The 22,053-nt window shown below is 62.7% G+C and carries 22 protein-coding genes; 19 read left to right on the forward strand and 3 right to left on the reverse strand.

Annotated features, from left to right (window positions below; all coding sequences use genetic code 11):
- Positions 1-80 precede the first annotated feature (80 nt).
- The 11 genes from ATY76_RS15985 to ATY76_RS33730 all read left to right on the forward strand — a co-directional run bounded on the left by ATY76_RS15985 (position 81) and on the right by ATY76_RS33730 (position 13,725).
- The gene (locus tag ATY76_RS15985) at positions 81-6,380 is read left to right on the forward strand and encodes a HAMP domain-containing protein (protein WP_088675707.1); all 6,300 of its coding nucleotides are present in this window, start codon (positions 81-83) and stop codon (positions 6,378-6,380) included.
- A gap of 10 nt (positions 6,381-6,390) precedes the next feature.
- Positions 6,391-8,067 (forward strand): response regulator, encoded by a 1,677-nt coding sequence (locus ATY76_RS15990; RefSeq protein WP_088675708.1) that lies wholly within the window; start codon positions 6,391-6,393, stop codon positions 8,065-8,067.
- 112 nt (positions 8,068-8,179) lie between these two features.
- Positions 8,180-8,437: a type II toxin-antitoxin system ParD family antitoxin gene (locus tag ATY76_RS15995; protein WP_088675709.1), complete on the forward strand. Its 258-nt coding sequence runs from the start codon at positions 8,180-8,182 to the stop codon at positions 8,435-8,437.
- Positions 8,430-8,720 (forward strand): type II toxin-antitoxin system RelE/ParE family toxin, encoded by a 291-nt coding sequence (locus ATY76_RS16000; RefSeq protein WP_088675710.1) that lies wholly within the window; start codon positions 8,430-8,432, stop codon positions 8,718-8,720. Before ATY76_RS15995 ends, ATY76_RS16000 begins: the two co-directional genes overlap by 8 nt.
- A gap of 128 nt (positions 8,721-8,848) precedes the next feature.
- Entirely contained in the window at positions 8,849-10,612 is a 1,764-nt protein-coding gene (treZ, locus tag ATY76_RS16005) for a malto-oligosyltrehalose trehalohydrolase (protein ID WP_088675711.1), read from the forward strand.
- Between the two features lie 23 nt (positions 10,613-10,635).
- Complete coding sequence (gene malQ, locus ATY76_RS16010; protein WP_088675712.1) at positions 10,636-12,534, forward strand: 4-alpha-glucanotransferase; 1,899 nt, start codon at positions 10,636-10,638, stop codon at positions 12,532-12,534.
- A gap of 17 nt (positions 12,535-12,551) precedes the next feature.
- On the forward strand, positions 12,552-12,767 hold the full coding sequence (locus ATY76_RS16015) for a hypothetical protein (RefSeq protein ID WP_088675713.1): 216 nt from the start codon (positions 12,552-12,554) through the stop codon (positions 12,765-12,767).
- An 82-nt stretch (positions 12,768-12,849) separates the two neighbouring features.
- A complete protein-coding gene (locus tag ATY76_RS16020; protein WP_088675714.1) occupies positions 12,850-13,065 on the forward strand; it encodes a hypothetical protein in 216 nt (71 codons plus the stop codon).
- Between the two features lie 34 nt (positions 13,066-13,099).
- Positions 13,100-13,282, forward strand: coding sequence for a hypothetical protein (locus tag ATY76_RS16025; protein WP_088675715.1), 183 nt, complete (start codon positions 13,100-13,102; stop codon positions 13,280-13,282).
- Between the two features lie 9 nt (positions 13,283-13,291).
- Positions 13,292-13,480 carry a hypothetical protein gene (locus ATY76_RS16030; protein ID WP_088675716.1) on the forward strand — a complete coding sequence of 63 codons (189 nt, stop codon included), beginning with the start codon at positions 13,292-13,294 and terminating at the stop codon, positions 13,478-13,480.
- Positions 13,481-13,563: 83 nt separating this feature from the next.
- Positions 13,564-13,725, forward strand: a complete 162-nt coding sequence (locus ATY76_RS33730) for a hypothetical protein (protein ID WP_190233668.1) — start codon at positions 13,564-13,566, stop codon at positions 13,723-13,725.
- A 106-nt stretch (positions 13,726-13,831) separates the two neighbouring features.
- Here ATY76_RS33730 and ATY76_RS16035 read toward each other — a convergent pair whose 3' ends face one another.
- Together ATY76_RS16035 and ATY76_RS16040 are read right to left on the reverse strand one after the other, a co-directional pair.
- The gene (locus tag ATY76_RS16035) at positions 13,832-14,080 is read right to left on the reverse strand and encodes a hypothetical protein (RefSeq protein WP_088675717.1); all 249 of its coding nucleotides are present in this window, start codon (positions 14,078-14,080) and stop codon (positions 13,832-13,834) included.
- Positions 14,081-14,194: 114 nt separating this feature from the next.
- Entirely contained in the window at positions 14,195-14,485 is a 291-nt protein-coding gene (locus tag ATY76_RS16040; protein ID WP_245309916.1) for a DUF982 domain-containing protein, read from the reverse strand.
- 238 nt (positions 14,486-14,723) lie between these two features.
- On the opposite strand from ATY76_RS16040, the gene ATY76_RS16045 reads away from it, so the two are divergent.
- From ATY76_RS16045 to ATY76_RS16070, 6 genes are all read left to right on the forward strand, one after another.
- Positions 14,724-15,008, forward strand: coding sequence for a hypothetical protein (locus ATY76_RS16045; protein WP_088675718.1), 285 nt, complete (start codon positions 14,724-14,726; stop codon positions 15,006-15,008).
- A gap of 131 nt (positions 15,009-15,139) precedes the next feature.
- Complete coding sequence (locus tag ATY76_RS16050) at positions 15,140-15,547, forward strand: hypothetical protein (RefSeq protein ID WP_088675719.1); 408 nt, start codon at positions 15,140-15,142, stop codon at positions 15,545-15,547.
- Positions 15,548-15,613: 66 nt separating this feature from the next.
- Entirely contained in the window at positions 15,614-15,862 is a 249-nt protein-coding gene (locus tag ATY76_RS16055) for a hypothetical protein (protein ID WP_088675720.1), read from the forward strand.
- Between the two features lie 273 nt (positions 15,863-16,135).
- Positions 16,136-16,366, forward strand: coding sequence for a hypothetical protein (locus ATY76_RS16060; RefSeq protein WP_088675721.1), 231 nt, complete (start codon positions 16,136-16,138; stop codon positions 16,364-16,366).
- Positions 16,367-16,471: 105 nt separating this feature from the next.
- Positions 16,472-16,732, forward strand: coding sequence for a hypothetical protein (locus ATY76_RS16065; protein ID WP_088675722.1), 261 nt, complete (start codon positions 16,472-16,474; stop codon positions 16,730-16,732).
- A gap of 426 nt (positions 16,733-17,158) precedes the next feature.
- A complete protein-coding gene (locus ATY76_RS16070; protein ID WP_088675723.1) occupies positions 17,159-18,160 on the forward strand; it encodes a glycine betaine ABC transporter substrate-binding protein in 1,002 nt (333 codons plus the stop codon).
- A gap of 197 nt (positions 18,161-18,357) precedes the next feature.
- On the opposite strand, the gene ATY76_RS16075 is transcribed toward ATY76_RS16070, so the two are convergent.
- Complete coding sequence (locus tag ATY76_RS16075; RefSeq protein WP_088675724.1) at positions 18,358-19,428, reverse strand: LacI family DNA-binding transcriptional regulator; 1,071 nt, start codon at positions 19,426-19,428, stop codon at positions 18,358-18,360.
- 175 nt (positions 19,429-19,603) lie between these two features.
- Here ATY76_RS16075 and ATY76_RS16080 point away from each other — a divergent pair, with 175 nt between their 5' ends.
- Positions 19,604-20,431 carry an ABC transporter substrate-binding protein gene (locus tag ATY76_RS16080; protein WP_088675725.1) on the forward strand — a complete coding sequence of 276 codons (828 nt, stop codon included), beginning with the start codon at positions 19,604-19,606 and terminating at the stop codon, positions 20,429-20,431.
- A 75-nt stretch (positions 20,432-20,506) separates the two neighbouring features.
- Positions 20,507-22,027: an amino acid ABC transporter permease/ATP-binding protein gene (locus tag ATY76_RS34465; RefSeq protein ID WP_088675726.1), complete on the forward strand. Its 1,521-nt coding sequence runs from the start codon at positions 20,507-20,509 to the stop codon at positions 22,025-22,027.
- Positions 22,028-22,053: the final 26 nt, after the last annotated feature.

Here is a 22,053-nt window from a genome sequence, read left to right on the forward strand (position 1 = left end):
TATCGCTGCAACCCTGCGGCACACCCATACCCTTTTTCCAGTCGAGCACTAATTATCTTCTTTCGAACAGGGGGGATTCCGTGAGCACGCAAACCAGTGAGATTTCGCGCGACGAGGCTGCGGCCGAGAGCCTCAACGGGCACGACCACAAAACCATGGCCTTTGATGATGCCAGCGCCCTTCTGGAGGTGCTGGTAGCCGTCAGGCGCGGCGACTTTTCCGTGCGCATGCGCTCCGACCTCACCGGCGTCACCGGCAAGGTCGCCGATGCGCTGAACGACATCATCGCCGCCAATCAGCGCATGGCCCAGCAGCTCGAACATGTCGGCCAAGTGGTCGGCCGGGATGGGCGCACGAGCACCCGCGTGCGCTTCGGCCTCTCCGACGGTTCCTGGTCGGAGATGGAAGGGTCGATCAACGGCCTGATCGACGACCTCCTCTGGCCGACGACGGCAGTCACCCGCACGATCACGGCCGTCGCCAAGGGCGACTTGTTGCAGACCGTGCCGCTCGATGTCGATGGGCGGGCGCTCAAGGGCGAATTCCTGCGCTCGGCCGATATCGTCAACACGATGATCAAGCAGCTGAGCGTCTTTACCTCCGAAGTGACCCGCGTCGCCCGCGAAGTCGGCACCGACGGCAAGCTCGGCGGCCAGGCGCAGGTGCCCGAGGTGACGGGCGTCTGGAAGGACCTGACCGAAAGCGTCAACTCGATGGCGTCGAACCTGACGGCGCAGGTGCGCAACATCGCCGAAGTGACGATCGCAGTCGCCAATGGCGACCTTTCCAAGAAGATCACCGTCGACGTGCGCGGCGAAATCCTGCAGCTGAAGGAAGCGATCAACACCATGGTCGACCAGTTGCGTTCGTTCGCTTCGGAAGTGACGCGCGTGGCGCGCGAAGTCGGCACCGAAGGCAAGCTAGGCGGGCAGGCGCTGGTGCCGGGTGTGGCCGGCACCTGGAAGGACCTGACCGACAGCGTCAACGCCATGTGCGGCAACCTCACCGCCCAGGTGCGCAACATCGCCCAGGTGACGACGGCGGTGGCGCGCGGCGACCTCTCGCGCAAGATCACCGTCGACGTTTCCGGCGAAATTCTTGAACTGAAGGAGACCATCAACACGATGGTCGACCAGCTGAACGGCTTTGCCGGCGAAGTGACGCGCGTGGCGCGCGAGGTCGGCACGGAAGGCCGGCTCGGCGGCCAGGCGCAGGTGCCCGGCGTTGCCGGCACCTGGAAGGACCTGACCGACAACGTCAATTCCATGGCCTCCAACCTGACGGCACAGGTGCGCAACATCGCCGAGGTCTCGACCGCGATCGCCAATGGCGACCTGTCGAAGAAGATCACCGTGACGGTGTCGGGCGAAATCCTGGAACTGAAGGAAACCATCAATACGATGGTCGACCAGTTGAACGCCTTCGCCTCCGAAGTGACGCGTGTTGCCCGCGAAGTGGGAACGGAAGGCCGGCTCGGCGGCCAGGCCAACGTGCGCGGCGTGGCCGGCACCTGGAAGGACTTGACCGAAAACGTCAACTCCATGGGCGGCAACCTGACGGCGCAGGTGCGCAACATCGCCGAAGTCTCGACCGCCATCGCCAATGGCGACCTGTCGAAGAAGATCACCGTCGACGTGAAGGGCGAAATCCTTGAACTGAAGGAAACCATCAACACGATGGTCGACCAGTTGAACGCCTTCGCCTCGGAAGTGACACGCGTCGCCCGCGAAGTCGGTACGGAAGGCCGGCTCGGCGGCCAGGCCAATGTCCGCGGCGTGGCCGGCACCTGGAAGGATCTGACCGATAGCGTCAACTCCATGGCCTCCAACCTGACCGGCCAGGTGCGCAACATCGCCGAAGTCGCGACCGCGGTCGCCCAGGGAGACCTGTCCAAGAAAATCACCGTCACCGTCTCGGGGGAAATCCTGGAGCTGAAGGAAACCATCAATACGATGGTCGATCAGCTGAACGGCTTTGCCGGCGAGGTGACGCGCGTGGCGCGCGAGGTCGGCACGGAAGGCCGGCTCGGCGGCCAGGCGAACGTGCTCGGTGTCGCCGGCACCTGGAAGGACCTGACCGACAGCGTCAATTCCATGGCCGGCAACCTGACGGCGCAGGTGCGCAACATCGCCGAAGTCTCGACCGCCATCGCCAATGGCGACTTGTCGAAGAAGATCACCGTCTCGGTCTCGGGCGAAATCCTGGAGCTCAAGGAAACGCTGAACACCATGGTGGACCAGCTGAACCGCTTCGCCTCGGAAGTGACGCGCGTGGCGCGCGAAGTCGGCACCGAAGGCAAGCTCGGCGGCCAGGCGCAGGTGCCAGGCGTCGCCGGCACCTGGAAGGACCTGACCGAAAACGTCAACTCCATGGCCTCCAACCTCACCGGCCAGGTGCGCAACATCGCCGAAGTCACGACCGCCGTGGCGCGCGGCGACCTGTCGCGCAAGATCACCGTCGACGTGAAGGGCGAAATCCTCGAACTGAAGAACACCATCAACACCATGGTGGATCAGCTCAACGCCTTTGCCGGCGAAGTGACGCGCGTTGCCCGCGAAGTCGGCACCGAAGGCAAGCTCGGCGGTCAGGCGCAGGTCTCGGGCGTTGCCGGCACCTGGAAGGACCTGACCGACAGCGTCAATTCCATGGCCGGCAACCTGACGGCGCAGGTGCGCAACATCGCCGAAGTGGCGACCGCGATCGCCAATGGCGACTTGTCGCGCAAGATCACCGTCGACGTGCGAGGCGAAATCCTGCTGCTGAAGGACACCTTGAACACCATGGTCGATCAGCTCCGTTCCTTCGCCGGCGAAGTGACGCGCGTGGCGCGCGAAGTCGGCACCGACGGCAGGCTCGGCGGCCAGGCCGTCGTTCCCGGCGTCGCCGGCACCTGGAAGGACCTGACCGACAACGTCAACCTGCTTGCCGCCAATCTGACGACCCAGGTGCGCAACATCGCCGAAGTGACCACCGCCGTGGCGCGCGGCGACCTGTCGCGCAAGATCACCGTCGACGTGAAGGGCGAGATTCTCGAACTGAAGAACACCATCAACACGATGGTGGATCAGCTCAATGCCTTCGCCGGCGAAGTGACGCGTGTGGCCCGCGAAGTCGGCACCGAGGGCAAGCTCGGCGGTCAGGCGCAGGTGCCGGGTGTTGCCGGTACCTGGAAGGATCTGACCGATACCGTCAACGTCATGGCCGCCAACCTGACCGAGCAGGTCCGCGGCATCGTCAAGGTGGTGACGGCGGTGGCGAACGGCGACCTCAAGCAGAACCTCACCGTCGCCTCCAAGGGCGAGGTGGCGGCCCTTGCCGAAACCATCAACAACATGACCAACACGCTCGCGACCTTCGCCGATCAGGTGACGACGGTGGCCCGCGAGGTGGGCGTCGAAGGCCGGCTCGGCGGCCAGGCGAATGTTCCCGGCACCGCGGGAACGTGGAAGGACCTGACCGGCAACGTCAACCTGCTGGCGGCGAACCTGACGACACAGGTGCGCGCCATCGCCGAGGTGGCGACCGCCGTCACCAAGGGCGACCTGACGCGCTCGATCAAGGTCGATGCGCGCGGCGAAGTGGCCGAGCTCAAGGACAACATCAACACGATGATCGACAATTTGCGCCTGACGACGGAGCGCAACACCGAGCAGGACTGGCTGAAGACGAACCTCGCGCGCTTCACCAACATGCTGCAGGGCCAGCGCGACCTGACGCTGGTCGGCAAGATGATGCTGTCGGAACTGGCGCCGCTGGTCGGCGCCCATCAGGGCGTCATCTACCAGGTCGATGCCGACGAGAGCCAGCCGTTCCTGTCGCTGCTGTCGGTCTATGCGCAAGGCGTCGAGGCGGCACACCCGCTCCGGCTCGACTTCGGCCAGGGCCTCGTCGGCCAATGCGCGAGCGACGCCCGCCGCATCCTCGTCACCGACCTTCCCGACAACGTCGTCCCGATCAGCTCCGGCGTGTTTACGACGCTGCCCAGAAGTGCGATCGTGCTGCCGGTGCATTTCGAGGGCCAGGTGAAGGCGGTGATCGAGCTCGCCTCGGCCGGCGAATTCACCGAGCTGCAGCTCTCCTTCCTCGATCAGTTGACCACATCGATCGGCATCGTGTTGAACTCGATCGAAGCGACCATGCAGACCGAAGGCCTGCTCAAGCAGTCGCAACAGCTCGCCGCCGAGCTGCAGACGCAGCAGCGCGAGCTGCAGCAGACCAACGAACAGCTCGGCCAGAAGGCGCAGCAGCTGGAAGAGCGCAACGTCGAAGTCGAAGCGAAGAACCAGGAGATCGAGCAGGCGCGGCGCGCGCTCGAGGAAAAGGCGACCGAGCTTGCGCTGACCTCGAAATACAAATCGGAATTCCTCGCCAACATGTCGCACGAGCTGCGCACGCCGCTGAATTCCATCCTCATCCTCGGTCAGCAGCTCGGGGAAAACCCGGACGGCAATCTGTCGGTCAAGCAGGTCGAGTTCGCAAAGACGATCCACGGCGCCGGCACCGATCTGCTCAACCTCATCAGCGACATCCTCGACCTGTCCAAGATCGAGTCCGGCACGGTCTCGGTCGATGCCGAGGAGATCTTTGTCAGCAACCTGCTCGAAGTCATGGCGCGGCCGTTCCGCCACGAGGCCGAAAACCGCAATCTCTCCTTTGCGGTCGAGGTCGGCGCCGATGTGACGAAGAGCATCATTACGGATTCCAAGCGGTTGCAGCAGATTCTTAAGAACCTGCTGTCGAACGCTTTCAAGTTCACCGCGCAGGGCGGCGTCACGCTGCGCGTCGCATCGGTGACGAGCGGCTGGTCGCCGGATCATCTTTCGCTCAGGCACGCGCCCTCGGTGATCGCCTTCGAAGTCGTCGATACCGGCATCGGCATACCGCCCGAGAAGCAGCGCATCATCTTCGAGGCGTTCCAGCAGGCGGATGCCTCGACCAGCCGCAAATATGGCGGCACCGGCCTCGGTCTGGCGATCAGCCGCGAACTGGCGAACCTGCTTGGAGGCGAGATCCAGCTGCGCAGCACGCCGGGTGTCGGCAGCACCTTCGTGCTCTACCTGCCGCTCACCTATGTCGGCGCCGGCGCCGTGGTGCCGAAGTCCGCTCAACCAGCCGCAAACGTCGTCGAATTCGCCGAAGCGGCTGCCCGCCGGGTCGAAAAACCCGCCGAACACGTCGCGGATGACCGTCACCGGATAGAGGCGGGCGACTCCATCCTGCTCGTCGTCGAGGACGACGCCCATTACGCCCGCGTGCTGGTCGATCTCGCCCGCGACAACGGCTTCAAGGTGCTGGTCGCGATGCGCGGCAGCGATGCATTGGCGCTGGCGCAGGATTACAAGCCGTCGGCGATCTCGCTCGATATTTTCCTGCCCGACATGCTCGGCTGGACGGTGCTGAGCCAGCTGAAGCAAAACCCGCAGACGCGGCACATTCCCGTCCAGATCATCAGCCTCGACGAGGACCGCCAGCATGGCCTGACCCGCGGCGCCTTCGCCTTCATGAGCAAGCCGACGACGCCGGAAGGGCTCGGCAAGGCGCTGTCACGGCTGAAGGCCTATGCCGAGCCGCGCCGCAAGCAGCTGCTGCTGGTGGAGGATAACGAGGCCGAGCGCATGAGCGTCACCGCCCTTCTCGGGCACGACGATATCGACATCACGAGCGTCGGATCCGGATCGGAGGCGCTTGCCGCACTCCGCCAGGGCTCCGCCGATTGCGTCGTGCTCGACCTCACGCTGCCTGACATGTCCGGCTTCGAAGTGCTGGAGCAGATCCGCGACGACGATGAGATCGCCGAGGTGCCGGTGGTCGTCTTCACCGGCCGCGAGCTTTCCCCCGAGGAAGACGCGACGCTACACAGCATGGCGCGCAGCGTCGTGGTGAAGGGCGTGGAATCGCCCGAACGTCTGCTCGATGAGACGGCGCTCTTCCTGCACAGGGTCGTCGCGGACCTGCCGCCGGCCAAGCAGGCGACGCTGCAGGAGCTGCACAGCTCGGACGAGGATCTCGTCGGCGAGACCGTGCTGCTCGTCGATGACGATGCCCGCAACATCTTTGCTCTCAGCAGCGTTCTCGAACGCCGCGGCATGAAGGTGCTTACCGCCACCACCGGCAGCGAGGCCATCGAGGTCATCAACAACGAGCCCTCCGTCGCCATCGTGCTGATGGACATCATGATGCCCGGCATGGACGGCTATGAGACGATGCAGGTCATCCGCTCGGAGCCGCGTTTCCGGCGGCTGCCGATCCTGGCGCTGACGGCCAAGGCGATGAAGGGGGACCGCGAGAAATGCCTGGAGGCGGGCGCGTCGGATTACCTGGCGAAGCCCGTCAATACCGAGCAGCTCCTGTCAGCGCTTCGAATGTGGCTGCATCGCTGAGGGCCCGGCCATGAACCCCGTCAACATCCTTCTCGTCGACGACCAGCCGGCTAAGCTTCTAAGCTATGAGGTCATTCTCGAAGAACTCGAGGAAAACCTCATCAAGGCGCAGTCGGCCCGCGAAGCCTTCGAGCACCTGCTGCGCACCGAAATCGCCGTCATCCTGGTCGATGTCTGCATGCCCGAACAGGATGGTTTCGAGCTTGTCAGCATGATCCGGCAGCACCCGCGCTACCAGAACACGCCGATCATCTTCGTTTCCGCCGTGATGCTGGCCGAACCAGACCGGCTACGCGGCTATGCGGTCGGCGCGGTCGATTACGTCTCCGTTCCGATCGTGCCCGAGGTGCTGCGCGCCAAGGTCAGGGTCTTTGCCGATCTCTACCGGAAGACGCGCGAGCTCGAGCGCCTGAATGCCGATCTGGAGGCGAGGGTGCTCCAGCGCACGGCCGAGCTCGAATCCTCGGCGGCGCAACTGCGTCAGCTCAACGAGGAGCTGGAGCACCGCATCGACCAGCGGACGCGCGAGCGCGAGGAGGCGCTGGCCCAGCTCTTCGAGGCGCAGAAGCTCGATACGATCGGCCACCTCACGGGCGGCGTCGCGCACGACTTCAACAATCTGCTGATGGCGGTTCTCGGCAGTCTCAGCTTGCTGAAGAAGCGGCTTCCTGCCGACGAGCGCAGCGAACGGCTGGTGACGAATGCGATCCAGGCGGCCGAGCGCGGCACGGCGCTGACCCAGCGCCTGCTTGCCTTCGCGCGCCGCCAGGAACTCAAGCCGCAGGCGGTCGATTTCCTCCGGCTGTTCGAAAATATCGAGGATCTTCTCGCCAAGGCGGTGGGCCCGCGCATCGAGATCTGCAAGCGCATCCCCTCGGATCTGCCGCCGTTGCTGATCGACAGCAACCAGCTGGAACTGGCGCTGCTCAATCTCTTCGTCAATGCGCGGGATGCGCTGGAAAACGGCGGCGCCGTCACCGTAGCCGCCGCCGAGGCGGAAGAGCCGTCCTTGCCCGGCCTGACGGTCGGCAATTACATCAGGATATCGGTGTCAGATAACGGTGAAGGCATGGACGAGGCGACCGTCTCGCGCGCCGCCGAACCATTCTTCACCACCAAGGGTGTCGGCAAAGGCACCGGTCTCGGCCTGTCGATGGTGCACGGGCTGGCGGCCCAATCCGGCGGTTCGCTCCAGATAACGAGCACCCCGGGAAAGGGCACGACCGTTTCCCTGTGGCTGCCCGCCGCCGAGGCCTTCGCTAAGGCGCAGCCTGTCGGCGAACCGTCGGCAGAAGAACCGCTGAAACCGGTATCGAGAACCCTTTCCATTCTGGTCGTCGACGACGACGCCCTCGTCCGGACGGGAACAGTCGCCATGCTGGAGGATCTCGGCCATCTGCCGCTGGAAGCCTCTTCCGCGTCCGAGGCGCTGGAATTCCTGGCCGACGGCAAGGATTGCGATCTCGTCATCACCGACCACGCCATGCCGGGCATGACCGGCGCCGAACTTGCCCGCCACCTTCGCTCGTCCTCTCCCGGCCTGCCCGTCATCCTCGCCTCGGGTTATGCCGAGCTTTCCGAGGACAATGGGCTCGGCCGGATGCTCAGGATGACGAAGCCCTTCACCCAGGAACAGCTTCAGGCGGCGATGGATCAGGCGCTTTCGGGCAAGGTCGCGGCGGCTTGAAGATCGAATTGCCACGATCGCAGGTTCGGTTCCTGCTGGATGCGGTTGCCGGCGGTTTTATTTGTTGCGCTTAGCAAAAGCTGATAACATCTGCTTGATGAAAGGTGTTGCCATGCCGTCCAGCTATAATATCGGCCCTCGGTACGAAGGCTTTGTCCGCGAGCTTGTTGAAAGCGGGCGCTACGCCAGTGCCAGCGAGGTCATGCGCGACAGTCTCCGCCTGTTGGAGCAGCGCGAACAATTCCGAGCGCTTGAGCTGGAAAATCTGAAGCGGGAATATGCCGAGGGCAAAGCCAGCGGCGAACCCCAAGAAGTCGATCCGGCAGAGTTCCTGCAAAAGCTGAAAGCAGAACGCGCAGCTCGTGGCTAAATACAAGTTATCTCCGCGTGCCCAGCGCCAGATGCGCGATATCTGGCTTAATATTGCCGTCCACAATGAGCCTGCAGCAGACAGGCTGCTGCAAAAGCTTTTCGATAAGTTCGATCTGGTTGCCGCCCACCCGGAAATCGGGCCTCCTCGTCCGGAAATCAGCCCCGCCGCCCGCCTGATTATCGAGGGGCGCTACATCGCCGTCTATGAGCCCGCCAATTACGGCGTGGAAATCATCCTCGTCATCCATGGGATGCGTGAGCCATCGACTTGGCTCGATTGATGTAATTTCTTGTGAGGCGGTGAGTAGACCATCCAGCGATGGCGACGTTCGCAACGAGAGTGCGGACGAAACTTTTTGCTCCCGCGAAAGTTACCCAAATCCCATCCCGTTTCATCAAAGGCTTTCCCTTGACTCAAACGACGTTCGGACCTGACTTCACCGAAGAGGGCATTCTGTTTCGCCTTTGGGCGCCGTTGCATGAAAGCGTGTCGTTGAAGATAGAAGGTGCTGACCCGCGCCCGATGTATGCGGAAGAGGACGGCTGGCATCGCTGCACGGTTTCGGACGCCCATGCCGGTACGCGTTACCGCTTCGTCTTGCCGGACGGGCTCGAAATTCCCGATCCCGCTTCGCGGTTCCAGCCTGAGGACGTGCATGGGCCGAGCGAAGTGGTCGATCTCTCCGCCTATCGCTGGAAGACGAACGGCTGGACGGGCCGGCCCTGGGAAGAGATGGTTCTCTATGAGCTGCATATCGGCTGCTTTACGCCGGAGGGCACTTTCAGGGATGCGATCGAGCGGCTCGACCATCTCCGGGAACTCGGCGTCACGGCTTTGCAGATCATGCCGCTCAGCGATTTTCCCGGTCGTTACAGCTGGGGCTATGACGGCGTGCTGCCCTACGCCCCCGACAGCAGCTATGGGCGGCCGGAAGATCTCATGGCGCTGGTGGATGCGGCGCATGAGCGCGGCATCAGTGTTTTCCTCGACGTGGTCTACAATCACTTCGGGCCTGACGGGAATTACATCCCTTCATACGCGCCGCTCTTTACCGATCAGCACAAGACACCTTGGGGCAACGGCATCAATTACGACGGCGACGGATCCGAGATGATCCGCGAATTCGTCATCGAGAACGCCCTCTACTGGCTCACCGAATTCAGGCTCGACGGATTCCGCTTCGACGCCGTCCACGCCATCAAGGATGACAGCGACGAGCATCTTCTCCACGCGCTTACGCGGCGCGTCAGGGCCGCGGCCGGCGGCCGGCATGTGCACCTGATCGTCGAAAACGAAGAGAACGACAGCGACCTCCTGACGCGTGACGACAAAGGCGAAGCGCGGCTTTTCACCGCGCAGTGGAACGACGACGTGCATCATGTGCTCCACATCGCCGCCACCGGCGAGACCTTCGGCTATTATGCTGACTACGCCGGTGACGGGGAGAAGCTCGGCCGGGCGCTGGCGGAAGGCTTCGTGTTTCAGGGTGAACATATGCCCTATCGCGGCGGAAGCCGGGGCAGGCCGAGCGGCCATCTGCCGCCAACCGCCTTCGTGTCCTTCATCCAGAATCACGATCAGATCGGCAACCGCGCGCTTGGCGACCGCATCATGGCTTCCAGCCCGGTCGATGCCGTCAAGGCGGTCACTTCAATCTATCTGTTGTCGCCCGAGATACCGATGCTGTTCATGGGCGAGGAGTGGGGTGCGCGTGAGCCTTTTCCATATTTCTGCGATTTCGACGAGGACCTGAATGAGAAGGTCAGGAAAGGTCGGCGTGAAGAACTGTCGCGCCTGCCGGGCTTCGATGCCGCGGACCTTCTCGATCCGACGGCGCCCTCGACCTTCGCCGCCGGCAAGCTCGACTGGTCGAAACGCGCTTCCTCCGAGGTTCTCGATTTCTACCGGAAGCTTCTCGATCTGCGCCGCCACAGGATCATCCCCTTGCTGAAAGGCGCCGGCGATGCGGTCTACCGCTCGGCGGGCACCGCCGTGGCGGTGGATTGGACGCTCGCCGGCAACAGCCGCCTTCATCTGCGCGCCAACCTCGGCAATGAGGCGGCATCACCTGGTAGCAAGCGTGAAGACGGCGAGACGATCTTCCGTCTCGGCCGCAGCGACGACGGCGAACTCGCGCCTTGGACGGTGATCTGGAGCATCAGCGAGGCATGAGACTGGCATGAGGTGATGGAAGCATGAGATCCGCAGAGCTCGATAGGCTTGCACGCCGGCATGGCATCAGCCCGACCAGGCCGAGCCCCGACAATCGCGAAGTGGCCATCTCCAACGAGGCCAAGCGCAAGATACTGTCCGCCTTGAAGGTCGATCTGTCCGAAGCCGCCCGGGCAGAAGACGGCGCTTTGCCGCCGGAGGCGGATAAGAAGATCCCAACGTCTTTTCTGCCGGATTTCCTTGCCGGCACGCGGGTTTGGGGGATTGCCCTGCAGCTCTATGAACTTCGTTCTGACCGCAACTGGGGGATCGGAGATTTCGAGGATCTTGCCGCCATGGCGGATCTCGCGGGATCGCTCGGGGCGGATTTCATCGGCCTCAACCCGCTTCATGCGCCGCTGCTCGCCGATCCCGAACGCTGCAGCCCCTACGAGCCTTCGAACCGTCAGCACCTGAACACGCTCTATATCGCAGTAGACCGGGTGCCGGGTTTTGCCGGCAATGCCGAGCTCGAAGCTCAACTGAAGAGGCTTCGCCGGACGGATCTTGTCGACTACGCCGGGGTCGCAAGAACGAAGCTTCGAGCCCTGCGTTCGCTCTGGCCGGTCTGGCAGGTGCAAGCCAAGCCGGACAAGGACTATCGTCCCGCTGATTTCGCAGCCTTCGTGCAACAAGGCGGCGAGAGCCTGCGGCGGCACGCGCTTTTCGACTGCCTGTCGCTGTCCATGGTCGAGCGCGGCGCAGGGGCCGGCTGGCAGGCATGGCCGGCCGATTTCCAGCGTTTCGACAGTGCCGCCGTCATCGCCTTCGAGCGCCGACACGCTGACGATGTCCGCTTCCACATGTGGCTGCAGTGGCTCGCGCACCGGCAGTTGCTGCAGGCGGCAGAGCGGGCGGAGAAGGCTGGCCTGCGGCTCGGCCTCTATCTCGATCTTGCCGTCGGCGAGGCTATCGACGGTTCGGCGACATGGAGCGAGCCCGACGTCTATCTATCCGAGGCCACTATCGGCAGTCCACCCGACCCCTTTGCCGTAGAAGGACAGGACTGGCACCTTGCCGGCTTCCTGCCTTCCACCATCGCTGCGGGAGACGCGTCGCCCTACCGGCGCATGGTGAGTGCTGCCATGCGTTATGCCGGTGCGATCCGTATCGATCATGCGCCGGCAATCCGGCGTCTCTTCCTGGTGCCGCTCGGCAGCCGGCCGGAAGACGGCGCCTATGTCAGCTATCCCCAGCATCGGCTGCTAGAGATCCTCTCCGAGGCCTCAACCGAGCATCGCTGCCTCGTCATCGGCGAAGCGCTCGGAATGATCCCGGCTGACTTGCCGGATGATCTGGAGGCGGCTCACATTCTTTCCTATCGTATCCTCTCCTATGAACAGGATGAAAAGGGCTTCAAGCCTGTAGACGCCTATCCCCCTCTCGCTTTGGCCTGTATCTCGACGCATGACCACCAGACGCTCGCCGGCTGGTGGCGTGCTGCCGACATCGATGACCGGCGCGACCATGGTATCGTGCCACCGGATCTCACCGCAAAACATCTCGAAAATCGCAGGCGCGAGCGCAGACACCTGAAGGCCGCACTGAAGGCGGCCGGTCTCGACGTGCCGGCGGGGCTCACCGCAAGGGCAAGCCGGGAGACGCTGCGGAAACTCACCGTCAGCGCCTATCGCTTCATTGCCAGAACCCCTTCGCTGCTCGTGGCCGTCCGCCTTGCCGATCTCACCGACGAGAAGAAGCCGACCAATATTCCGGGCACCAGCGACAGTTACCCGAACTGGAAGCCGAAGCTGTCGGTTTCGATGGAGGAGATGGGATCGAGCCCGCTCATGGAGCGCGTCACGGAGGCGATGCTGGAAGAAAGGCCGCAACATCGAGCGGGGAGGGAACGAATGGACGGCCGGCGGATTCTGAATAGGTAAGGATAAGGATCGCCGAGATGAAATCGAAGAAAAAGCTGGTCGAAGTTGCCGTGGATACGGAGGAGGGACGGGTGCCGCTGGGCATCATGAACGCCAAGCAGGCGCTTGCGCTTCCCGACGATCTCGATCTGGAAGTGTCGCACCCCGATCATGAGCCGGGCAACACCGATCATTTCATCCAGAAGAAAGAGTTGCGCCGGCACCTGGAGAAATCCCGGGAGCGCTCAGGCTAGCCTCCGCTGTGGCGGATTTGCCGTCGGGGCGGAACCTCCGTTGATCTGGATTGTTTGACTCGACAAACCGAAGGAGAAAATCATGGCACATGCCGACCGGAAACATATGGGCGCTGGCGCGAAGGGGAAAGGCGACGGCAGCGGGGCGATGACCAACCTCGACGACGAAAAACTTCCCGAGAATATGGTCCTTTCGAACCGGGCCAAGACGCAGCATTCCAAGGAGCGCGGCCTCGACGGCAAGACGGTCCAGACCGAGCAATATTCCGATCACAGCTCCAATCGAAATCCCAAATGAAGAGGCAAACGAGGAGCCCAATAAGGAGAAGGTGATGAGCAGCAGATTACCCCCGGTTCCCGCCGACAATGTCAGCCAAAAGGGTACAGGCAAGCCGGCAAAGACGAAGGCAGAAGATACCGCCATGGCAGGCGGCAGTGAAAGCCCCGACAAGAAGGGCCAGCAGGGAAACACGAAGATCAACACCACTCACCAGGGTTACCAGCAGGACAGGTAGGAGGTATCGATGTCCACCTCGAAAAAGAGCCCGTCGACCATCCGCCAGGGCGGCCCGGGCGCATCGCATGAAAACGCCGAGGCTCCGCTCGAAATACCAAAGCCGCCGGCCGAGCCGGATCGGCGCACGCGAAGCAAGGTCTCCGGCGGCGGCGGCGAGCATGATCGCCATCACACCCACGATGCACGAGAAAAGTGAGGGACAGAAAAGGCGGCGGAACCTGATCGGCAGAAGATGTCAGGTCCGTCGCCTTACGTCACCAACATGATGGAACACAGACCATGACGACCGCATTCATTGTCCTTGCACTCGCTCTTATCCTGATCTTCGCCGGCCCGACCCTGCTCTACATCTGCGTCGGCTATGCCGACTATATGCTGGAGCGGCGCAGGCATTTGCTAGCAGTCAAACACGCCGTAAGGCGTCGCAGCGACGAGCATTAGCTCCCGCGAGCGGACGGATAGATCGCACCATGCATGGGATGCCGACGCCCTCGGCTGACACAGCCGTTTTCGTTGGTGCAGCAGATCTGAGAGACTACGATGCCGGTTAGTGGATCGACTGCGAGGTCGGTGCGTTGATCTTGAGAAGATCCGGCGCGGGAAACATCTCGAGCAGCCCTGCCGTCAGAGCCTCGACATCCGTCGTGCCGTCGTTGAAAAGCTGAATGGCGGCGCTACAGAGGATCTGGCTGTCATGTTCGCCCACCTTGATGCCGAAATGGCGATACCAACTCATGACAGCCAGCGAAAGGCAGCGGAAGTCCCGGGGCTGTATCGGCTTTTCGAAAATCGTCATCACGCCACCACCATGCCTGTAAACCTGATAGGCTCTTCTTCATCTTCCACGATAGCTGACGCTTTGAAGGGCGCCAGACCGCTGGTGGGTTTAGTGCGTTTGCGCACAAACGAATCAAGCGAGCACGCCGGCGGCGATGGCGGCCTGGATGAAACGCTGGCGGGCCAATTCCGCGCTTCCGCGTCTGCGAAGCGCATCGACGCAACGCCGCTTCGCTTCCACATAGCCGCCGCCCCGCACGGTTGCCCAGCTGTTGTTCAGGGCATCGAGCGCAGCGTCGGGGCCTTCTATACGCTGACGCTGGCTCTGGCCGGTGCGGATGAACACCGGGTATCGCCACACCAGGTGGAAATCGACCTCGATAATGTCAGCCATGGCGCGATCCGCGGCGATCTCGATCGGCATGCTCCCGGTTTCGGAAACTGCGCTGCCGGGCCGGCCGGCTTCCTCCGAAGAGCAGCCAGCGGCGCGATGCTTGGTGGTTCATGTGGCTTCTCCTTTGCCGCCGAACTACGCCCTGGCCCGGTTGTTCCGGCCAGGAAGCCGGGTCTTACTTGTTCACAGTCGAATTCCGGAACAAATATCCCTCGCTGCCTGTTACTTTAGCCAGGAACGGCCGACGCCGAAGCAGCTGGAGGGTTCGATGAAGCGGAGCATGGGACTGGTCCTCGCCGTTGCGCTGGCAGGCTGCACGGCCAGCACGGGCAGCTATTCGTCCGCGGGTCTGGAACCGATCCCGGGCAGCATCACTTATAATGGCCAGCCGCGCACGAAATTGACCAAATCGCCGGTGGGGTCCTCCTTTCCGCATAGCTTCACCGACCAATGGGGACGGCAGGTCGAGGAGATCTATATCATCCGGCCCGACCGCACCTTGCTGATTGCCGAGCGCCATTACCGGCCGGTCTTCTCGCTCGACGATGATTAAAGCGCGTCGCGATCTTTCTGGATTCGCTCGTTGCGCTTTAGGCCTTTGTTTACGCATGTCGTTATCGCAAAACCGCTGAACACTTTTGCGCGACATGCTCTAAGCCCGCCTTACAGAAAGGAGAGACGATCATGCCGCGCCGCAAAAACACCGAAACGACGACCCTCGACACCAGTGGAGCCAGGATTGGCGAACCGGTGCCGAAAGCCATCATCGACACGAACACTGCCTCCGTCGGCGTTCCCAGGCAGCCTGATTATGATCCGCAGGAAGATTTGAGCGCCTTGCGAAAGCAGATCGACGCGCTTCAGCAGCAGGTCCTCGATATCGCCCGCTCGGCCAAGGGCGGCGCCGGAAAAGCCGTGCGTCAGACCGAAGCGGCGGTGAAGCTTTATCCGGTCACGACGGTCCTGCTCGTCGCGGCGGCCGCCAGCGCCCTCGTCCTTGCCGGCCGCAGCGCCTACGCGCCGCGTCATCGCTACTATTCCCCGCTGGACGAACTCCGGGATCTCTACCACGCGCTTCGCGAGCGCGTCTGACAAGATTTCAGGATTGTCATCCCCTCGATTATATCGGACGCTTCGTCATCCAAGCGGGGGGAAGCCATGCACGACATCATCATACGAAGCGGCCTTGATATCGTTGGACGCACGGAGCGCATGATCGAGATGGCCAAGCAGCTCTTGTCCAACGGCAGCCTCGACGAGGTCGAGCTCTGCGAACTCGACTACGAGATCGAACGGCTGAAGGCCGTGGTCTTCGCCGCGGACGAAGCCATTCGCTCGCTCGCGCGTACGGCCGAATGCCGGCCGCAGGCTGGCTGGTTCCACGGGCCGCACGGTACGTTGCATTAAGGGTCTGGCCGCCTTCGCAGCCGGTGCTTCACGAGCCAGGTCCGCGCGGGGCTTTCACGCTCCGATCTGCATGTCACGCTGATGTCACGCGACCATAGCAACAATATGTGCTTCATAGGCACGATAGGCTGAGGCCGGGGGGCTTTCGGCCCGATTGCGGGAGCGCGCCGTTCCTGCAGTTGATCGGTCAATTGGTCGAAGACGGTCGAGTGGGGCACGCTGCGGGTATGTGCTGTTTTCGACGCCGGGTCATTGTTTCGCTGGGGCATCGCGATGAGCAGGAAGACATCAGGGCAGGAATCTCAGCCCAACGAATTCATCTTTCCCGTTCACACCCGGACGATCGCGCAGATTCGCTACGATGTTCACAGCCAGCTGATGACGGTGATCTATCACGATGGCCGCTCACGCACGACAGCCGGCATACAAGGCCCGGCGATGCTGAGGCTTCTCGCCCAGCAGCCGCTGGAACGCTCTCCTTTCCTGCTGCAGACGGTTATTTGACGCGTCAGGATCGGCCTTTCGAATATTAAAATAGTCAGAGACGGTGCATCCATTTCGGGCGCGCCGCGTTCATCCATGACAGTCAGATCCATGGAGGGAACGCCGATGACTTTTCCATCGCCGAAAGCCGAAGCGCCGGCGCAACGCTTCCAAGAGGCGATCGCTGCTGCGCGAAACGCATTGGAACAACTGATCGCAGAAGCCAATGAAGCCGGATGGGGAACCGAGGAAATATCGGTGGCGCTCCTCGAGGCGGCGCGGGTTCTGAACGAGGCCAACAGAAAAGATCCCGATCCAGCCGACGATCCAGCCATCAGCGATACGCCCGCGAAGGAGCAGATCGGACATGGCGAGCTCTACGATTAGAGTGGGATGAGATTGCGCATGCGGCTGAAGCCGGCAGCCTCTGCCTTAAACACCTCGTCCGGGGTAAACCACGCTTCCGCGCTGCTGACTTGCAGCGTCCGATTCATGCGACTCCGTCGAAATGTACATAATAGTCGGTAAAACAATCATCATCGAATAGTTTAATGACACATATGTACATTTTGCTTGTCCGGCGGACAGGGTTTCGCTATAAGGTCTCTACCGAAAGATTGGGGTGACCCACAGACGATCGCATTCGCTACCCGTCTCATCTGCTCGCTTACGAGCTTAGCGGGAGGGGCCGGGTTGGTGCGCGCGGCGAAACGAGGTCCCTCCATTCAATGAGCGCCCGTGAAGAGGCGAGTTTTTAGGCAGGACTCTGCGGCACCCTGTCTTTTTCACGGCCGCAAAACAGAGGGAACGAGAATGAAGAAATTGCTTGCGTCAACATGTCTTCTGGTCGGCTTCGCGGGATTGTACGCGCCTGCGTCCGCCGCCGAATGCGGCACGGTCGTCCTGACGGTGCACAACGTTCAGAGCGCCGAAGTGCTGACCTATGTCGACAAGTTCATCCTGGAAAACGGATATGGCTGCACGGTCGAGACCGTTCCCGGCGATACCGTGCCGACGACGACATCGATGGTGGAAAAGGGCGAACCCGACGTTTCCTCGGAGACCTGGGTGGATCTCCTGCCTGAGATCGTTCCACGCGGCCTGAAGGAAGGTAAGATCGTATTCGGCGCGCCGGCGCTGCCGGATGGCGGCGTGCAGGGCTGGTGGATTCCGAAATATCTGGCCGACGCCCATCCCGATATCAAGACGGTCGACGATGCGCTGAAGCATCCCGAACTCTTTCCCGATCCTGAAGATTCCAGCAAGGGCGTCATCTTCAACGGCGCACAGGGCTGGGGCGCGACCGTCGTGACGGCGCAGCTCTACAAGGCATACAAGGCCGCCGACAAGGGCTTCAACCTGCTCGACCCCGGCTCGGCCGCCGGCCTCGACGGCGCGATCGCCAAAGCCTATGAGCGCAAGGAAGGCTTCATCACCTATTACTGGGCGCCGACCGCATTGCTCGGCAAGTACCAGATGGTGATGCTGCAGAGCAGCGCTCCGCACGACGCGGCCGAATGGAAGCGCTGCATTACCAACCTGGATTGCCCGGATCCGAAGGTCTCCGCCTGGCCCGTCGATAAGGTCTATACGGTGCTGACGAAGGAGTTCGCCGATCGCGCCACGCCTGAGGTGCTCGCCTATTTCAATACGCGCGGCTGGAGCAACGACACGGTCGGCAAGCTGATGGCGTGGCAGACCGAGAACCAGGCCGACGGCGAGGTTGGCGCCAAGCACTTCCTGCAGGAAAACAAGGATCTCTGGACGAAGTGGGTTCCGGCCGACATCGCCCAGAAAGTCGAAGCTGCCTTCTGATGGAGGAGGCCTGTGCCGCCTTGCGGCGCATGCCGGCTTGACAGGATGACCGGACAGGCCGGGCGCGAGATCGCCCGGCCTGTCTGGTCACATGCTTTTGACGGGAATGGAAACGCGCCTTTTCCAGAAGTCGGGCATGCGCGGAATGAGCCACATCGCAAAAGACGTCGCTGCGCGAGCCGCCCGGGGCGGCACCGTCATCGGCCGATCGTCGCGACGGAGCCGCGTATCACCAGGCGCGTAGCGACCTGCAGACGCTCGACGGCAAGCGGGGCTCGCTCGATGCGGGCGACCAGGCGCTCGCCGGCGAGCTTGCCCATCTCGTAGACGCGCTGGTCGACGATGGTGATCGGCGGAACGGTGACGCTGGTCCAATCGGCATCCAGGAAAGAAATCATCGAGACGTCGTTCGGGATCGAAAGCCCAAGCGACTGCAGCGACTTGAAGATCCTGAGTCCGACTAGGCTGTCCGATGCCAGCAGCGCCGTCGGCGGTGACGCGTCCTGAAGCAGGCTTTTGATCACGCCGTCCGTCTGCCGCTGGTCCGTAGCGCCGAGCCTGACATAATGAAGCGGGTTCGGCAGGTCCGCCTCAGTCAAAACGCTGACAAAACCCTTGACGCGTTCGCGTACCGCCGAATTCGAGATCCGTCCGATATCGGTCAGCCCGCCATCCTTCGCTGCCATGGCCGAGACATAGGCGAGCCGGCGATGGCCCTGTTCGATCAGGTATCGGGTTGCGGCGGTCGCGGCGTCGCGATCGTCGCCGGTCACGGCGTCGGCGTCGAGTTCCGGGATGCTGCGGTCGAACAGAACCAGGGGCACGCCGGCGCGGCGGACCTGTTGCAGATGCTCCATGCTGTCGCAGCGCGCCGGTGTGACGATCAGCCCGTCGACGCGTTTGCCGATCAGCAGGTCGACCGCCGATTTTTCCGCTCCGAGTTCTTCGCCGGAATTGGCGATGATGACGTTGAAGCCGGCAAGGCGGGCCGCATCGGTGATGCCGCGCACGGCGAGGCTGAAGAAGGCATTCTCGATATCCCCGACCACGACCCCGATGATGCCGGACCGTCCGGTGCTCATGCTGCGGGCGAGCTCGTTCGGGCGGTATTCGAGGGCGGCGGCAGCCGCCATCACCTCGTCCCTGATCTTGTCGCTGACGACGCCATAGCCGCCGAGCACGCGGGCGGCCGTCGCCTTTGAGACGCCTGCCGCCTTCGCGACGTCGGCGACCGTGACTGAACGTTTCGGAGCAGCGGAATCTTCCATGAGGCAGCACTACAAGAGTTGTTGACGGCCGGTCAATTGACAGATATCAAATATGTCGTGAGACCGGTCTCTTTATGAAGGAGACCGGTATCTTGTCCGGATACTTTGCCGGAATAGGCAAGGCAGGGCAAATCCGAATGCCGATAAGAGCATCCCTTTGGAGCGGAGAACGACCATGAAGCCTTTTCCATCTTTCGCAGCGATCGCGGCACCCGTGCGGGCCGGCTTTCTGACATGCCTCCTGGCAATGGGAGCCGGATCCGTGGCCGCGGCCGAAAATCCCTATAATCTCATCGAGCCCGGCACGATCAGCGTCGGCACGATGGGCGATGCCAAGCCCTATACCTTCGCGACGGCGGACGGGCAGTTCACCGGTTTCGACATCGAGTTCTTCCTCAATGTCGTCTCCCGTATCGGCTTCCCCAAGGACAAGGTGACGTTTACCGGCCAGGAATTTTCAGCCCTGCTGCCATCCGTCGCAAACGAACGGTTCGACGTGGCCGTCGCGGCGATCGGAACCACCGAAGCCCGCAAGAAGACCGTCGATTTTTCCGACGGTTATCTCGCCGGCTACCTCTCCGTGCTGACGCCGGATGCGGCGATCAAGGATGCGGGCGGGCTGAAGGGCAAGCGCCTCGGCGTCGTGCAGGGAACGCTGCAGGAAGTCTACGCAGCCAAGAATTTCGGCGAGACCGATCTGGTGAAATTCCCCGACAACAATTCCGCCGTCGCCGCGCTCAACAACGGCACGATCGACGCGCATTTCCTCGATTACGAGGCCGCCAAGCAATATGGCGAGCGCTATCCCGCGCTGAAGGTCGCCGTCAATATCCCGTCCTTCGATGCGCCGGCGGGCTTCGTGATCCGCAAGGGCAATGACGCCTTCCGCACGGCCCTGAACGGCGCGCTTCACGAGGCGATGCAGGACGGCACCTGGAAGACGCTTTACGAGAAATGGTTCCCGGGCTCGCCGATGCCGGACCAGTATCTTCCCAAGAAGTGAGGCCGCTCGCCGTCCGCTGACGACGGCTGACCCTTGCCGGCTGCGTGTCCGGCAAGGGCTTCGATGGGGATTGCAATGAACTGGCTTGAAAATCTGCGCCGCAGCTTCCTCGATTGGGAAGCAATGGCCGAAGTATTGCCGAGCATGATCAGCGTCGGCCTGAAGAACACGCTGATCCTGGCGGCCGCCTCGACCGTGCTCGGCGTCGTCATCGGCATGGTGCTGGCGGTCATGGGCATCTCCCAATCCCGCTGGCTGCGGCTGCCGGCGCGCATCTATACAGATATCTTCCGCGGGCTGCCGGCGATCGTCACCATCCTGATCATCGGCCAGGGCTTTGCCCGGATCGGACGGGACATTTTCGGCCCGTCGCCGTTCCCGCTCGGCATCCTGGCACTCAGCCTGATCGCCGGCGCCTATATCGGCGAAATCTTCCGCTCGGGCATCCAGAGCGTCGAGCGCGGCCAGATGGAGGCCTGCCGGGCGCTCAGCATGAGTTACGGGCAGGGCATGCGCCTGATCGTCATCCCGCAAGGCATCCGCCGCGTTCTGCCGGCGCTGGTCAATCAGTTCATAGGCAACGTCAAGGATTCGAGCCTCGTCTATTTCCTGGGCCTGCTCGCCTCCGAGCGGGAGATCTTTCGCGTCGGGCAGGATCAGGCCGTCGTCACCGGCAATCTTTCGCCGCTGCTGCTGGCGGGCGTCTTCTACCTCGTCATCACCGTGCCGCTGACCCACTTGGTCAATTTCATCGATGCGCGGCTGCGGCTGGGAAAACAGGGGCACGGCTCTGGGGCTGCGAGCGGATTGGTCGAGGTGAGCGAGCTGCAGGCGGCTGCCAGCCCCGCCGCCGGCGACAGGCCGCGCTTTAGGGGCGGGGCGCTCGGCATCCGCGATCTCCGCATGGCCTACGGCGAACTCGAGGTGCTCAAGGGCATCGATCTCGACATCGCGCCGGGCAGCGTCACCTGCATCATCGGGCCTTCCGGCTCGGGCAAGTCGACGCTGCTGCGCTGCCTGAACAGGCTGGTCGAGCCGAAGGGCGGCGACATCCTGCTCGATGGCGACAGCATCCTTGCCATGAAGCCCGAGCGGCTGCGCCGGTGCGTCGGCATGGTGTTCCAGCACTTCAACCTCTTTCCCGATCACACGGCGCTTGAAAACGTCATGCTGTCGCTGACCAAGATCAAGAAGATGTCGAGGCAGGAGGCGCGGCGCATCGCCGAGGCGCGTCTCGCCGAGGTTGGGCTTGCCGCACGCAGGGATCATCGTCCGTCAGGCCTGTCGGGCGGGCAGCAGCAGCGCGTCGCTATCGCCCGCGCGCTCGCCATGGATCCCGAGATCATCCTCTTCGACGAAGTGACGAGCGCGCTCGATCCCGAGCTGGTGAAGGGTGTTCTCGATCTGATGGCGGCGCTCGGCCGCCAGGGCATGACCATGGTCGTGGTGACCCATGAGATGGGATTTGCCCGCCGCGTGGCCGACCAGGTGGTGTTCATGGACGAGGGCCGGATCGTCGAGGCGGGCTCTCCGCAGGAGATTTTCGACAATCCGAGAAGCGAGCGGCTGCAGCGCTTCCTCGCGGAAGTCCTGTGAGACGCCTGATTTCGTTCCAGTGAAGC

Source organism: Rhizobium sp. R339 (genome assembly GCF_002211395.1).
In the GTDB taxonomy this organism is placed as follows: Bacteria; Pseudomonadota; Alphaproteobacteria; order Rhizobiales; family Rhizobiaceae; genus Rhizobium.